The following is a 13,933-nucleotide window of genomic DNA, read 5'->3' on the forward strand; positions in this document are numbered from 1 at the left end:
GGATTTCGAAACTTTGAAAACTTCAAAAAAAGGATTTTTATCGCTCTAAACATCAAAAAAGAAAGGACGAAATTTGTCCTTTCTCGAGCTTAGCTTTTCTTCAACCCACTACAGTTGACAAAGAGCCTAAAACCATTTGATCTTCTTTTATTTATCTTTGTTGTTTGATATTTAAAGTCTATCAACAATAAAATGTTTTTCTATATACTTCTACTCCTCATCCATGCTCAAGACGCTAAGGAAGGCTTCTTGTGGAACTTCTACTGATCCGATAGCTTTCATGCGCTTCTTACCTGCTTTTTGTTTTTCAAGGAGTTTGCGTTTACGAGAAACGTCACCACCGTAACACTTAGCAAGTACGTTCTTACGAAGGGCCTTGATATCTGTACGAGCCACAATCTTGTGTCCAATAGCTGCTTGAATTGGTACCTCGAATTGTTGACGAGGGATGATTTTCTTGAGTTTATCAACGATGAGTTTCCCACGTTCGTAGGCAAAGTCCTTGTGAACGATGAAGCTGAGGGCATCCACCTTGTCTCCATTGAGAAGGATATCCATTTTCACCAGCTTAGATGGACGATACTCTGACAATTCGTAGTCAAAACTTGCATAACCACGTGTCGAAGACTTGAGTTTATCAAAGAAGTCAAAGACGATTTCAGCCAGAGGAATTTGATAGATAACATTGACACGGTTATCATCGATATAGTCCATCGTCACAAAGTCACCACGCTTGCGCTGAGCTAATTCCATCACTGCTCCGACAAACTCCTGTGGCACCATGATTTGCGCCTTAACATAAGGCTCTTCAATAGTCGCAATCTTGGTAGGATCTGGGAATTCAGACGGGTTGGACACATCCATAGACTCACCGTCAGTCAAATTAACCTTATAGATAACAGACGGAGCTGTCATGATGAGGTCAATGTTAAACTCACGCTCTAAACGTTCCTGGATAACATCCATATGGAGAAGTCCAAGGAAACCACAACGGAAACCAAATCCAAGTGCCTGAGATGTTTCTGGTTCAAATTGGAGACTAGCATCATTCAGTTGCAATTTTTCAAGGGCTTCACGTAGGTCATTGTACTTGTTTGATTCGATTGGATAGAGACCCGCAAAAACCATAGGATTCATCTGCTTGTAACCATGTAATGGCTCTGCTGCAGGATTGGTTGCCAAGGTAACGGTATCACCCACACGAGTGTCCTGAACCGTCTTGATAGAAGCTGCAATATAACCAACGTCCCCAGTCGCAAGGAAATCACGACCAACTGCTTTCGGTGTGAAAATTCCGACCTCGGTCACATCAAAGGTCTTGCCATTGCTCATGAGCTGAATCTTATCGCCAGGTTTAACTACCCCATCCATAACACGAACCTGGAGAATAACCCCGCGGTAGGCATCATAGACCGAGTCGAAAATCAATGCCTTAAGTGGTGCAGTCACATCGCCCGTTGGGGCTGGCACTTTCTCTACGATTTGTTCGAGTATTTCTCCAATACCAATACCAGCTTTAGCTGAAGCTAAGACTGCTTCGCTGGCGTCTAGTCCGATGACATCCTCAATCTCTGTACGAACACGCTCTGGATCAGCTGCTGGTAGATCAATCTTGTTAATGACTGGCATGATTTCCAAATCATTGTCCAAGGCTAGATACACGTTGGCAAGAGTTTGAGCCTCAATACCTTGAGCAGCATCGACCACCAAAATAGCACCCTCACAGGCAGCTAGCGAACGTGAAACTTCATAGGTAAAATCCACGTGCCCCGGCGTGTCAATCAAGTGGAAAATATAAGTCTCTCCATCTTTAGCAGTATAATTGAGCTCGATGGCATTGAGTTTAATGGTAATCCCACGTTCCCGCTCTAAATCCATACTGTCCAAAAGTTGAGCCTGCATTTCACGGCTTGAAACTGTCTCCGTCTTTTCCAAAATGCGGTCTGCTAGAGTCGACTTTCCATGGTCAATATGGGCGATAATAGAGAAGTTACGAATCTTCTCCTGTCGTTTTTTCAATTCTTCTAAATTCATGATTCTCTTCCTTTCAGGGTATCTATTTATTATAAATTGTTTTTGATATTTTGACAAGACCATACCCTGCTAGAAGTACTAATCTTCGGCGACAAAGCCGTCATTTTCAATAAAATGATGTTCTGTCATTCCTTGGTCTGTAAAGACAATCCCATGAAGGACACCACCATAAACAGCTCCTCCGTCCATGCCAATCTTGCCATCTTCTGTAGTCCAAAGCTCAGCAGTACCACGCTCTTGCTTCAGCAAACCATAGACCGGTGTATGGCCAAAGACAATGATTTTTCCAGTATGATTTTCTGCTTCGTGGAATGGTTTTCTGAGCCAAACTTTCTTGTAGTCTGTCGTTTCATGCCAGTCCTCTAATGTCAAATCAACGCCAGCATGAACAAAAATATAATGATCTGTTTCCACTACAAATGGCATTTGACGAATAAATTCGACCAAATCTGCCGCTTCAGTAGCAACACGCTTGGCATCTTCCACTCCATCAACTGGTGCATCCAAGGGACGACCTAGGATAGAGTTAATAGTTGTATCTCCGCCATTGCGACGATAATGGTCATAGCTTTCCTCTGGATCATCGAGCCAAGTCAAAAACATATACTCGTGGTTACCTGACAAACAGATTGCCCCTTGATTATCAACCAAGTCCTTAACCATCTCTAGGACACGGCGACTATCCTCACCGCGGTCAATCAAATCGCCAAGAAAGAGCAACTGGGTCTGACCATCCCAGGTTTTGAGAAGGTCTTCTAGCATCCCAGCTTTTCCGTGAACATCTCCAATTACATAATAGTCTGTCATCTTATTCCTCCCTGTTTCTCAACAATTCTCTGGCTTGCGTCAGGGCTGCTTCCGTCACATCATCACCAGCCAACATCTTGGCAACTTCCTCAACTCGCTCTTCGACCGTCAAGAGACGAACAGTCGAAACCGTTGAATGCTCATTGCTAATCTTCTCAATAAAGAATTGATAATCTGCAATCGCAATCACTTGTGGCAAATGGGAAATAGCCAAAACCTGACCATGCTGACCAATCTTGTGAATCTTCTGCGCAATAGCCTGAGCTACACGACCTGAAACTCCCGTATCCACTTCATCAAAGACAATACTGGTCTTGCCTTCTTTACGTGAAAAGGCAGATTTAATGGCTAGCATGAGACGAGACAATTCCCCACCAGATGCAACCTTGACCAAGGGTTTAAAGTCTTCACCAGGGTTGGTTGAAATATAAAACTCAACCATTTCATTTCCCTCACGACTGAATTTGCCCTTGCTAAAACGAACTTGAAACTGGGCTTTTTCCATATAAAGATCTTGAAGCTCTTGTTTAATCTCTGCTTCTAGCTGCTGAGCTAAGTCATGACGAGCAGATGCAAGCTGACCTGCCAAATCGACAAGATTGACTTCTAACTTCTTAAGCTCTGCTTCCATGTCTTCAGACGAAAGGTTATTACCTGTCAAGAGATTGTATTCTTCCGTAATCTTGGCAAAATAAAGCAAGACATCGTCTACAGTCCCACCATACTTACGGGTAATGGTATGAAGGAAGTCCAAACGATTCTCAACCTGCATGAGACGATTGCCGTCAAAATCAAGGTCCTCAATAATAGCTTCCAGACGTTTGCTAATGTCTTCTAAGACATAGTAAGTCTCAGACAAAGAGCTTGAAATTTCACGGTATTCAGGGTCATACTCTTCGACACTTTCCATGTCATTCATGGCTGAACGAACATTGGCCAGACTTGAAAAGTCTTCATTGTCCAACATACTGTAGGCATTGGTCAACGTATCCGCAATATTTTTATGGTTGAGCAGTTTATCTCGCTCTTGATTGAGAGCCAAATCTTCTCCAGCCTGCAAGTTTGCTGCCTCAATCTCTGCCATTTGAAATTCCAACATTTCGATACGTGCCTTGTGTTCCTGTTGGTTTTTCTTGACTTCCAGAACCTGCTTACGCATTTTTCGATAGGCATCAAAACTCGTTTGATAGGTTTCTTTCAAGGCCCAAAAGCCTGTATCACCAAATTCATCCAACATTTGAATATGCAGTTGGGGACGCATTAACTCCTCTTGGTCATGCTGACCATGAATATCTACCAGATGTTGCCCAATAGCGCGCAAAACAGACAGATTAACCATCTGACCATTGACACGGCTGATACTACGACCATTTTGCAGAATTTCCCGACGGATGATAATCTCATCCCCCATTTCCAAACCTTGATCATCGAAAATTTCCTGCAAAAGGCGACTATTCTCAACTGAGAAAAGCCCCTCAATCTCTGCCTTTGGCGCACCATGACGAATAACATCTGTCGTCGCACGAGCTCCCAACATCATATTCATAGCATCAATGATAATCGACTTCCCTGCACCCGTTTCACCAGTCAAGACAGTCATTCCCTTTTCAAAATTGAGAGAAATAGCCTCAATAATGGCAAAGTTTTTTATCGAAATTTCAAGTAACATATAGACCTACCAATTTTTTACTTGTTCAAAGATTTCCTCAGCTAGACTTTCGCTTCTTGCAATGACTAAAATCGAGCTATCATCAGCTAAACAGCTAAAAATCTTGTCCGCAAAAGTCTCAATTAACTGAGCTTTTACAAAAGCTGTATTTCCTGGAATAACTTGAAGATTGATCATCTTGTCCATCAATTCAGCTGACTCAATATTGTCTTCAGCCAGTTGTAAACTTTTTACGATTGATTTTGGCAATTCATAGACATAGGTGTTGTCTCTCAAAGGAATTTTGACAATACCTAGCTCTTTGATATCTCGGGATACCGTTGCTTGAGTGGCAGTAATGCCAGCTTCTTTCAAATGTTCTACGATTTCTTCTTGTGTACCGATTTGATAATCTGTCACAAATCGTCTAATTTTTTCAAGTCTCTCTTTTTTATTCATTTTTAAATTGACTATGCGCCCTCTCTACTACTTCTTCAATCTCAGCAAGAACCTGATTGCTTGCTGACTCTTCTTTTTTCAAATACGCTAAAAATTCAATATTTCCATGCCCACCTTGGATGGGAGAAAAGTCCAAACCAAGGACTGAAAAACCTTCCTCTACTGCCATAGCTGTTACAGATTCAAGGACTTTCTGATGGACCTTGGCATCGCGAATAATTCCATTTTTCCCAATCTGCTCACGTCCTGCTTCAAACTGAGGCTTAACTAGAGCCACAACCTGACCTTGAGCTGCCAAGACTCGATGCAAGGCCGGAAGGATCAGACTGAGAGAAATGAAACTCACATCAATACTGGCAAAGCTCGGTTCCTTTTCGAAATCAGTCTTTTCAGCATAGCGGAAATTAAACTGCTCCATGCTGACAACTCTCGGGTCCTGGCGTAGTTTCCAAGCCAACTGATTGGTACCAACATCGACTGCAAAGACCAACTCAGCACCATTTTGCAACATGACATCGGTAAAACCACCAGTAGAAGCACCGATATCAATTGTGGTCGCTCCATCAACTGATAAATCAAAGACCTGCAAGGCCTTTTCCAGTTTCAAGCCACCACGACTAACATACTTGAGTTTTTCACCCTTGAGTTTTAGCTCGGTGTCATCTGGAATTTTCTCTCCTGGCTTGTCAAACCGTTCTCCATTAAGGACTGCTACGACTAGGCCAGCCATCACACCACGCTTGGCCTGCTCTCGCGTTTCAAACAAGCCCTGTTTATAAGCTAGTACATCCACTCTTTCCTTAGCCATTGATTCTCAAACTTTCTACTACTTTCACAATCGATTCTATTTCAAAGGGAACCTTCTGGGCAATTTCTTCTAATTTGGCATTAGCTTGATCCAGAGTTTGGTTACAAAAGGCAATGGCCTCTTCCAAGCCCAACAAGGCTGGATAGGTTGACTTTTCTGCCTGTAGATCCTTTTGTGGTGTCTTGCCTATTTCCTCAAAACTAGCGGTCACATCTAACACATCATCTCTAACTTGAAAAGCAAGCCCAATCAATTCACCTACAGTTTTAAGTTTTGCCTGAATTTCAGGAGCCAATTCGGCTATAATAGCAGCCGCTTGGAAGGGATAAGCTAGTAATTTTCCAGTCTTATTAGCATGAATGGTCTGAAGTTCTTCCAAAGACAAATGCTGCTGTTCACCTTCCATGTCCAAAACTTGCCCTGCCACCATTCCCAGACTTCCTGAAGCAAGAGATAAGTTGGCAATCAAGTCCACCTTGATTTGACTTGGCAAATCTGCCTGCGCTATCAAGGCATAAGGATCTAGGAACAAGGCATCTCCAGCCAAAATGGCCATAGCTTCACCAAATTTCTTATGATTGGTCAAGCGTCCCCTACGGTAATCATCATCATCCATAGCAGGAAGGTCATCATGAATCAAGCTCCCTGTGTGAATCATCTCCAAGGCCGCGGCTACCTGTGCATGTGCTGGTTTAATAGCCACCTGCAAGGCTTCCAGAACTTCTAACAAGAGAAAAGGACGGATACGCTTGCCACCAGCATGAATGGAATAGAGAACAGACTCTCGCAAACTAGAGGCAAACTGCTGGTCTCCATAAAAATCTTCCAAGGCTGACTCGACAAGAGCTAATTTTTCTTGCTTTTTCATTCAAAATCACTTTCTGTTCCGTCTTCTTGCATGACCTTGACCAAGGTCTTTTCAGCCTTGTCCAACGTCGCTTGGAGCTCTTTTGACAAGACCATGCCCTTTTGAAAGGCAGCAATCGCATCTTCCAGAGCGATTTCACCATTTTCCAAACTTTGGACAATGGTCTCCAGTTCTGCTAGATTTTCCTCAAATTTCTTTTGTTTTGACATCTTTAACCTCTAATTCTACTTGACCATCTCGCATCAAAAGCGTCACTTGGTCTTTTTTCTTCAAACTCTCAACCGAATCTACAACAGACTCTTCTTTTTTGACAATTGCATAGCCACGCGCTACAATTCGACTGGTATCCAACATGAGCAAGGCTTCTGAAAGTCGCTTCACTTCAGCAACCTTGGCATCATAAACCAGCGCCATTTGGCTACGGAGGAGCTTGTCCAACTGGCCTAGACGGTCTTGATAACGTTGAATTTTGGTAACAGGTGATAATTGTACCAGTCGATGCGTCCTTGCTTGGACGACTTGTTTGTTATCAGAAATCCGTGTTCGCAAACTTTGTTTTAAGCGCAGTTGCAGTTGGTCCAAGCGTTGCATATAGCCATCATACAAACGCTCTGGCTGTCTAAAGATAACAGACTGACTGCATTTTTTCAAAGCTTCTTGTTTTTTAAATAGGACATTTCGTACTGCCGTTGCCATCCGTTTTTCCTGATTCTGCAAATGAGCTAATAGATCCAACTTGGTCACAGGTGTTGCTAGTTCAGCAGCAGCTGTTGGCGTCGCAGCTCGTCGATCTGCCACAAAATCTGCCAAGGTCACATCCGTCTCATGCCCCACACTAGAAATAACTGGCAAACGAGACTCAAAAATAGCTCGTACCACAATTTCTTCGTTAAAGGCCCAGAGATCCTCGATAGAACCTCCACCACGACCAATAATCAGCAAGTCCAAATCGTCTCGTTGATTAGCACGCGCAATATTTCGTGCTATTTCCTCTGCTGCTCCATCTCCTTGAACCTTGGTCGGATAAAGAAGGATATCGACACCTGGAAATCGCCTGCTGACGGTCGTGATAATATCTCGAATAACGGCTCCACTGCGACTGGTTACTACACCTATTCTCTTAGAAAATTGGGGCAGAGGTTGCTTGAAGCGTTCTTGAAACAGGCCTTCTTCTGTCAATTTTTTCTTGAGTTGTTCAAACTGAATCGCAAGCGCACCAACCCCATCGGGCTCAGCCTTTTCAATGATGATGGAGTAGCTACCACTTGGTTCGTAGACCTGTACACGCCCAATTACATTGATCTTCATCCCTTCTTCCAAATCGAAACCTAATTTCTGATAAATCCCAGACCAGATGGTCGCTTGAATAACTGCATGATCATCTTTTAGGGAGAAATATTGGTGAGTAGGTCGTTTACGAAAATTGGAAACTTGACCAGTTAAATAGACCCGTTCCAAGTAAGGGTCTTTATCGAATTTCATTTTCAGATACTTGGTCAAAGTTGTTACCGATAAATACTTTTCCATCTCCACCTACTATTCATTTTCTTGCTCTTTCATGGGTATTATTATACCAAAAATATGCCTAAAAATCTCCATTTATGTACCATTATGAAGGAAAAATAGAAAAAGGAGGCAAGGCCTCCACATCTGTTTATTTACTGTTTCGAGCTTCTTCCAAAATCTTTGCAATCTTGGTCGTCAACAGGTCAATAGCCACTGTATTGCTGACCCCTTCAGGAATGACGATATCAGCATAACGCTTGGTTGGTTCGATAAACTGATGGTACATGGGCTTGACAACGCCTAAATACTGGTCAATAACGCTATCAAGGCTGCGGCCACGCTCTTCCATATCACGCTTAATCCGACGAATAATGCGCACATCATCGTCTGTATCCACAAAAATCTTGATATCCATCAAATCGCGCAGGCGCTTGTCCTCCAAGACCAAAATCCCCTCAACGATAAAGACATCTTGAGGCTCTTGACGATAGGTCTTGCTGCTTCGTGTATGCTCTGTATAGTCATAAGTCGGAATATCCACTGGACGCCCTGCCAACAATTCCTTAATCTGCTCAATCATCAAGTCTGTATCAAAGGCAAAAGGATGGTCGTAGTTGGTTTTGACACGCTCTTCAAAGGTCAAATGAGACTGATCCTTGTAGTATGAATCATGCTCAATCATGGAAATTTTTTCATCAGGGAAATGCGATAAAATGGCTCTTGAAACACTGGTCTTACCTCCACCAGAACCACCTGTCACTCCGATAATGATTGGTCTATTTTGCATGCTATCCTCCGTTTTTTTATCCGTCGTCTATTCTATCACATTTTTTGCAAAATTTATAGTCTGATTTGGATAGTCTAGGGGAAGAATTCCATCCCCAAACTCCAGTTAGATTAGATAAAAACCTTCCTTGGCTTGTAGAGGTTGTCCCGTTTTTCTAGAATGGCTAGCAATTTATCATCTTCAAAGGCAGCTAATTCTTGTTCTGTTTGTTCGAGTTCGATAAAACGACCAAAGCGTACTTCTGTAGCCTCTTCTGGAGTTAGTAAAACTTTGACGAGGTCTCCTGTCCCAATCTCTAGAGGATGGAGAAAGTCCAATTGGCCAGCCTCCACTTTTTCAGCAATTTCTTCCAAGGTAAGAGCATCTTCTAGTTTCAAACCAGCCGCACTGGTTCGAGTCAGATGCGACATATGGGCCGCATAACTCAATTTTTCTCCCAAGTCAACTGACAAGGTACGGATGTAAGTCCCCTTACTACATTTCACACGAAAGGTAAAACGTGCTAGATTCCCCTCATAAGAAATCGGACTTGTCCGCTCAAATTGATAAATGGTCACCTGACGCTCTGGACGCTCTACTTCTTGACCTGCACGCGCATACTCATAGAGTTTGCGACCATTGACCTTGACTGCCGAATACATAGGCGGAATCTGAATAATAGGTCCTGTCAGACTGGCAATTGCTTCATCAACAAGCTTTTCATCCAAGTGCGACAAAACAGGCGTCTCTGCAACCACTTCCCCACTGGCATCCTCTGTCGTCGTGGAATAGCCCAGAGTGATTTCCCCCTCATAGACCTTACCCTCGTCCTGCATAAACTCGACCATGCGGGTCGCCTTGCCAACCGCAATGGGCAAAACACCCACCACATCCGGATCCAAGGTTCCACCATGACCGATTTTCTTGGTTCCCAAAATCTTACGCAGCTTAAAAACCGCATCATGCGAGGTCATCCCCGCTTCTTTTTTTAAGTTGATAATACCGTTCATTTTTGCTTTCTAATTCCCTTTTCACTTTACATCAACATATTCTATCTTAGACAGATTTTAAAACTATATCAGCTCATTTTTCTAAATACTTCCTAGCTTCCTGCACATAGAAAAGCTCTGAGTTTTCATGTGCTATGCTTTCAAACAAACTACGAGCACGAGCCTCATCTCCTTTTAGCTGGGCATTGAGAGCGCCGTAATAAGAGAACATGATTCGGGATAGCTTATTTTCTGGTTCAGTAGTGTCGAAGTAGTCGTTTGATTTTTTATTTAAAACAAGATACTCTATAGCTTTTATTATGTTTATTACATTCGTCTTCCTAACAACCTGAGAATTTGTTCGAACTTTTAATGTAGCTAACATATCGATTTGGTGCGAAATTCCCTCTGTCTTATCAGCATGGATTAGAGAAAGAATCTTAAAGTAAGTTGTGGATAATTCGATTTCAAATTTCTTATTAAAATTTTTATCCTCAAAATTTATTCGTCCCAAATTATCAAGTGTTTCTTCAAACTTTCCTTGGTAGTATGACGATTGGGCAATAGCTAGTAAATAATTTGAATTATTGAACAGCTGTTGAGACTTAACGGAGTGTTCAGCTACATAACGATAATAATTTATGTGCTTTTCGAAATTAATATCTGTCAAAAAGATATTATCTACAGCTAATTTAACCAGTTTATTGTTTAATGAAAGCAATGCCTCAAACCCAAAACATACTACAGTATAAGTAATGAATTTCATAAAATTCATTTCCCCACCTTTAAATAATTCAACAACCATGCCTATAAATGATAGGCAAACTATAGGAATTAAGCAAATGTATACTATTTTTGTCAAATTATATAATTTTGAAATTTCAATTCTAGATATTTTCAACGAATAGTTATTTAATATCTCTTTCACCATTATCCTCCATTGTAGAACTTAAATATAAGAAGTCGCTCGCAATTACTAGAATCGCTATCAAAACTCCAAAGACAAATGTAGATGCACTAACTGTAACACCATCAATTAAAGTACCAATAACAAAAACTGTAGTAATTACTGCTTTTAAAACCTGTTCTCCATGATATACCTTTGACAATCCCGTCTCGTTAGTAGTTTTAACTGTTGCATAATCTTATTAACCTGATTATGCTCTTTCACATAGGTGACGTACGGTAAGAACTCATATCAGTTTTATCTTTCTAAATAGCTCTCCGTTTCCTGTACATAAAGTTGTAAATATTTAATGTAGACATACGACTATTTTAAAGTTATTTCATATTTAAGGCTACTCCCCCTTCAGAGCTTCGAATTTCGCTTTCATGGTTGGATTTTTCCGGGTCAATTTTTTGACGGAAACATCTTCCAATTTATTGTTTGCAAGGCGGAGTTGGTTTTCAGATGTTGTTAGGAATTTCTTAACCTCTTCCATGCGTTTGATGGCCTTGTCGATTTCATCAATTGCCTTACCAAAGTTGGTAGAAGCTGAATTATAGTTCTTAGCAAATGCTAGCTTAAAGGCATCCAAGTCTTCCTCAAAATGCGTAATATCGATATTTTGCTCCCGAACTAAAGCCAACTCCTGCTTATATTTCAGGGAATTTAGCGCCGCATTACGTAAGAGACCAATCAACTGGATAAAGAATTGAGGACGAACCACATACATCTTTTCGTACTCGTGGCTGACGTCTACAATCCCTGTGTTAAAGTAGTCATTATCAGCCTCAAGCATGGTCACCAAAACGGCATACTCACAGTTCTTCTCCAGACGGTCCTTGTCCAATTCCTTGTAAAAATCTGCATTCTTGTGCTTCTTCTCTGTTCCGTCAGCTTCATTCTTCATCTCAAACATGATGGAAATGATTTCCACTCCATTTTCATCACATTCACGGAAGATAAAGTCCCCCTTAGACCCACGCGCTGAAACCTTGTTATCCTTCTCAAAGTAGGCATTTGGAAAGGCAAAACTACGGACCTTGTTAAACTCACTCTCTGCGTACTGTTCTAGGCTTTCCCCGATAGCTTTTGTAGATTGTTGGGCTTTGAAATTCTTATAAAATTCGACTTGTTCACTAGCTGCCTTGAGTTGAGCTTCGTAGTTTTGTTTAACAGAAGCAAGAGAGAGTTCGTTTTCTTTTTCTTGCAAGAGAAGCTGATTTTTAACCTGGTCTCGTTCTTTTTCTAGGTCAGAGAGGGTCTTCTGTAGTTGATTTTCATGTTCCAAACGCAAGGTGGCCAATTGGTTTTCCAAGGCCTGTACTTCCTTGTCCTTAGCCAATAAGGCCTGATGGCTTGTCTGTTCAACCTCTTTCTTGGCCAATTCTTTTTCTGTATCAAAGTTTTGGATTTGACCCTGCAATTGAGCAATTTCTTTATCTTTTTGAGCCAGTTTAGACTGTTGTTCATTCATGGATTTTTGCTCTGCCAAAGCCAGTTCCTGCTTCATCCGGTCGTGCAATTCCTTATCAAACTCTGCTGTTCTCACTTGGGATAAAAGTTCAGCATACTGACTCTCATTTACTGTAAAGACTTCCCCACAGTTGGGGCATTTGATTTCGTTCATATCGTTCCTCTTTCTAGACTTCTGTAACCATTATATCATGCCTGAAGGAAAATCAAAAACAGCGAGTCGAAACCCACTGTTTATCTTCTTTTTCTTTAAATTTTTTCCAAGGCCAAGCGCAAGTCTTCAATCAAATCTTCTACATTTTCAAGACCGATTGACAAACGAATTTGATTTGGTGTGACACCTGCTGCTTCTAGATCTTTTTCTGACAATTGACCGTGAGTGGTTGTGGCTGGATGAACAACAAGAGACTTAGCATCTGCCACGTTTGCAAGGTCAGAGAAGATTTCTAAATGATCAATTACCTTGCGGGCTTCTGCTTCCCCACCTTTGACATGGAAAGTAAAGATTGAACCCACACCTTTTGGCAAGTATTTCTCAGCCAAGGCATGATAAGGACTATCTGCAAGTTTTGGATAGTTGACTTTTTCTACCTTAGGATGGTTGACAAGGAAATCAACAATTTTCTCTGCATTTTGTACATGACGTTCCACACGAAGTGAAAGGGTTTCAAGTCCTTGGAGCAAGAGAAAGGCATTAAATGGCGACAAGGCTGCACCTGTATCACGAAGCAATTGAACACGGACAGCGATAATAAAGGCTGCTGCACCTACATCACGAGTATAGCTCAAGTTGTGATAACTTGGGTCTTCCTCAACAAATTGAGGGAATTTCCCTGAAGCTGCCCAGTCAAAACGACCGCTATCGACAATCACTCCACCAATAGTCGTACCATGCCCACCGATAAACTTAGTCGCAGAGTGAATAGCAATATCTACACCGTGAGAAAAGACATTAATCAAGTAAGGTGTGGCAAAGGTATTATCCGAAACTAGTGGAATCTGATGCTTATGAGCAATCTCTGCCAATTTTTCCAAATCTGGAATGTTAATCAAGGGATTCCCCAAGGTTTCAATCAAGACAAGCTTGGTATTGTCATTGATAGCTGCTTCTACTTCCTCCAAATTATCCACGTCCACAAAGGTTGTTGTGATACCATAACGAGGAAGGGTTTCCTTCAAGAGGTTGAAGGTCCCGCCGTAAATAGTTGATGCCGCTACTACATGATCACCAGCATGGGCAAGCGCCAAAATCGTATAAGTCACTGCAGCCATACCTGATGCGGTTGCAAGAGCTCCAACACCACCTTCAAGGGCAGCAATTCTTTCTTCAAAGGCAGCTGTTGTGGGGTTGGTGATACGAGTATAAATGTTCCCTGGTTTTCTCAAGGCAAACAAATCGGCACCTTCCTGCGTGTCATCAAAAACAAAGGATGTTGTTTGATAAATCGGCACCGCACGAGACTTGGTAGCTGGATCCACAACTTGACCAGCATGCAGTTGCAAAGTTTCAAATTTAAAATCACGAGTCATAAAACGACCTCCAAATAGTTTGATTAAGGATATTGTAGCACCTTAAGTTATAGTTTACAAATATCAGTTTTCTATATTTTTATATAAGAAATAGCTATT

The 13,933-nt window shown here is 41.7% G+C and carries 14 protein-coding genes; all 14 read right to left on the reverse strand.

The features are described from left to right. Positions 1 to 210: 210 nt before the first annotated feature. Positions 211 to 2,034, reverse strand: a complete 1,824-nt coding sequence (gene lepA / locus GEZ85_RS05685) for a translation elongation factor 4 (protein ID WP_125443854.1) — start codon at positions 2,032 to 2,034, stop codon at positions 211 to 213. Positions 2,035 to 2,112: 78 nt separating this feature from the next. Beyond that, complete coding sequence (locus GEZ85_RS05690) at positions 2,113 to 2,841, reverse strand: metallophosphoesterase family protein (protein WP_153209703.1); 729 nt, start codon at positions 2,839 to 2,841, stop codon at positions 2,113 to 2,115. A gap of 1 nt (position 2,842) precedes the next feature. Continuing rightward, positions 2,843 to 4,510, reverse strand: a complete 1,668-nt coding sequence (gene recN / locus GEZ85_RS05695) for a DNA repair protein RecN (RefSeq protein ID WP_153209704.1) — start codon at positions 4,508 to 4,510, stop codon at positions 2,843 to 2,845. 6 nt (positions 4,511 to 4,516) lie between these two features. Next, the gene (locus GEZ85_RS05700; protein WP_020900686.1) at positions 4,517 to 4,948 is read right to left on the reverse strand and encodes an arginine repressor; all 432 of its coding nucleotides are present in this window, start codon (positions 4,946 to 4,948) and stop codon (positions 4,517 to 4,519) included. Then, on the reverse strand, positions 4,941 to 5,756 hold the full coding sequence (locus tag GEZ85_RS05705) for a TlyA family RNA methyltransferase (protein ID WP_024057653.1): 816 nt from the start codon (positions 5,754 to 5,756) through the stop codon (positions 4,941 to 4,943). Before GEZ85_RS05705 ends, GEZ85_RS05700 begins: the two co-directional genes overlap by 8 nt. Beyond that, a complete protein-coding gene (locus GEZ85_RS05710) occupies positions 5,749 to 6,624 on the reverse strand; it encodes a polyprenyl synthetase family protein (RefSeq protein ID WP_153209705.1) in 876 nt (291 codons plus the stop codon). Before GEZ85_RS05710 ends, GEZ85_RS05705 begins: the two co-directional genes overlap by 8 nt. After that, a complete protein-coding gene (locus tag GEZ85_RS05715) occupies positions 6,621 to 6,833 on the reverse strand; it encodes an exodeoxyribonuclease VII small subunit (RefSeq protein ID WP_000043226.1) in 213 nt (70 codons plus the stop codon). The genes GEZ85_RS05710 and GEZ85_RS05715 overlap by 4 nt, the downstream gene beginning before the upstream one ends. Next, the gene (gene xseA / locus GEZ85_RS05720; RefSeq protein WP_153209706.1) at positions 6,811 to 8,151 is read right to left on the reverse strand and encodes an exodeoxyribonuclease VII large subunit; all 1,341 of its coding nucleotides are present in this window, start codon (positions 8,149 to 8,151) and stop codon (positions 6,811 to 6,813) included. The genes GEZ85_RS05715 and xseA overlap by 23 nt, the downstream gene beginning before the upstream one ends. Positions 8,152 to 8,278: 127 nt before the next feature. Then, positions 8,279 to 8,917, reverse strand: coding sequence for a uridine kinase (gene udk, locus GEZ85_RS05725; protein ID WP_001181376.1), 639 nt, complete (start codon positions 8,915 to 8,917; stop codon positions 8,279 to 8,281). Between the two features lie 110 nt (positions 8,918 to 9,027). After that, on the reverse strand, positions 9,028 to 9,906 hold the full coding sequence (gene truB / locus GEZ85_RS05730; RefSeq protein ID WP_153209707.1) for a tRNA pseudouridine(55) synthase TruB: 879 nt from the start codon (positions 9,904 to 9,906) through the stop codon (positions 9,028 to 9,030). A gap of 73 nt (positions 9,907 to 9,979) precedes the next feature. Continuing rightward, complete coding sequence (locus GEZ85_RS05735; RefSeq protein WP_153209708.1) at positions 9,980 to 10,816, reverse strand: hypothetical protein; 837 nt, start codon at positions 10,814 to 10,816, stop codon at positions 9,980 to 9,982. After that, positions 10,794 to 10,994 (reverse strand): hypothetical protein, encoded by a 201-nt coding sequence (locus GEZ85_RS05740; RefSeq protein WP_153209709.1) that lies wholly within the window; start codon positions 10,992 to 10,994, stop codon positions 10,794 to 10,796. Before GEZ85_RS05740 ends, GEZ85_RS05735 begins: the two co-directional genes overlap by 23 nt. A gap of 189 nt (positions 10,995 to 11,183) precedes the next feature. Beyond that, on the reverse strand, positions 11,184 to 12,458 hold the full coding sequence (locus GEZ85_RS05745; protein ID WP_153209710.1) for a DUF2130 domain-containing protein: 1,275 nt from the start codon (positions 12,456 to 12,458) through the stop codon (positions 11,184 to 11,186). A gap of 95 nt (positions 12,459 to 12,553) precedes the next feature. After that, positions 12,554 to 13,834 (reverse strand): O-acetylhomoserine aminocarboxypropyltransferase/cysteine synthase family protein, encoded by a 1,281-nt coding sequence (locus tag GEZ85_RS05750; protein ID WP_000196318.1) that lies wholly within the window; start codon positions 13,832 to 13,834, stop codon positions 12,554 to 12,556. Positions 13,835 to 13,933: the final 99 nt, after the last annotated feature.

This window comes from Streptococcus mitis (assembly GCF_009496205.1).
Taxonomy (GTDB): domain Bacteria; phylum Bacillota; class Bacilli; order Lactobacillales; family Streptococcaceae; genus Streptococcus; species Streptococcus mitis_BN.

What these genes read in the sequence shown, in the direction of transcription:
- lepA (WP_125443854.1), bottom strand. Translation starts at nt 2,034, where the DNA reads ATGAATTTAGAAGAATTGAAAAAACGACAGGAGAAGATTCGTAACTTC.
- GEZ85_RS05690 (WP_153209703.1), bottom strand. Translation starts at nt 2,841, where the DNA reads ATGACAGACTATTATGTAATTGGAGATGTTCACGGAAAAGCTGGGATG.
- recN (WP_153209704.1), bottom strand. Translation starts at nt 4,510, where the DNA reads ATGTTACTTGAAATTTCGATAAAAAACTTTGCCATTATTGAGGCTATT.
- GEZ85_RS05700 (WP_020900686.1), bottom strand. Translation starts at nt 4,948, where the DNA reads ATGAATAAAAAAGAGAGACTTGAAAAAATTAGACGATTTGTGACAGAT.
- GEZ85_RS05705 (WP_024057653.1), bottom strand. Translation starts at nt 5,756, where the DNA reads ATGGCTAAGGAAAGAGTGGATGTACTAGCTTATAAACAGGGCTTGTTT.
- GEZ85_RS05710 (WP_153209705.1), bottom strand. Translation starts at nt 6,624, where the DNA reads ATGAAAAAGCAAGAAAAATTAGCTCTTGTCGAGTCAGCCTTGGAAGAT.
- GEZ85_RS05715 (WP_000043226.1), bottom strand. Translation starts at nt 6,833, where the DNA reads ATGTCAAAACAAAAGAAATTTGAGGAAAATCTAGCAGAACTGGAGACC.
- xseA (WP_153209706.1), bottom strand. Translation starts at nt 8,151, where the DNA reads ATGGAAAAGTATTTATCGGTAACAACTTTGACCAAGTATCTGAAAATG.
- udk (WP_001181376.1), bottom strand. Translation starts at nt 8,917, where the DNA reads ATGCAAAATAGACCAATCATTATCGGAGTGACAGGTGGTTCTGGTGGA.
- truB (WP_153209707.1), bottom strand. Translation starts at nt 9,906, where the DNA reads ATGAACGGTATTATCAACTTAAAAAAAGAAGCGGGGATGACCTCGCAT.
- GEZ85_RS05735 (WP_153209708.1), bottom strand. Translation starts at nt 10,816, where the DNA reads ATGGTGAAAGAGATATTAAATAACTATTCGTTGAAAATATCTAGAATT.
- GEZ85_RS05745 (WP_153209710.1), bottom strand. Translation starts at nt 12,458, where the DNA reads ATGAACGAAATCAAATGCCCCAACTGTGGGGAAGTCTTTACAGTAAAT.
- GEZ85_RS05750 (WP_000196318.1), bottom strand. Translation starts at nt 13,834, where the DNA reads ATGACTCGTGATTTTAAATTTGAAACTTTGCAACTGCATGCTGGTCAA.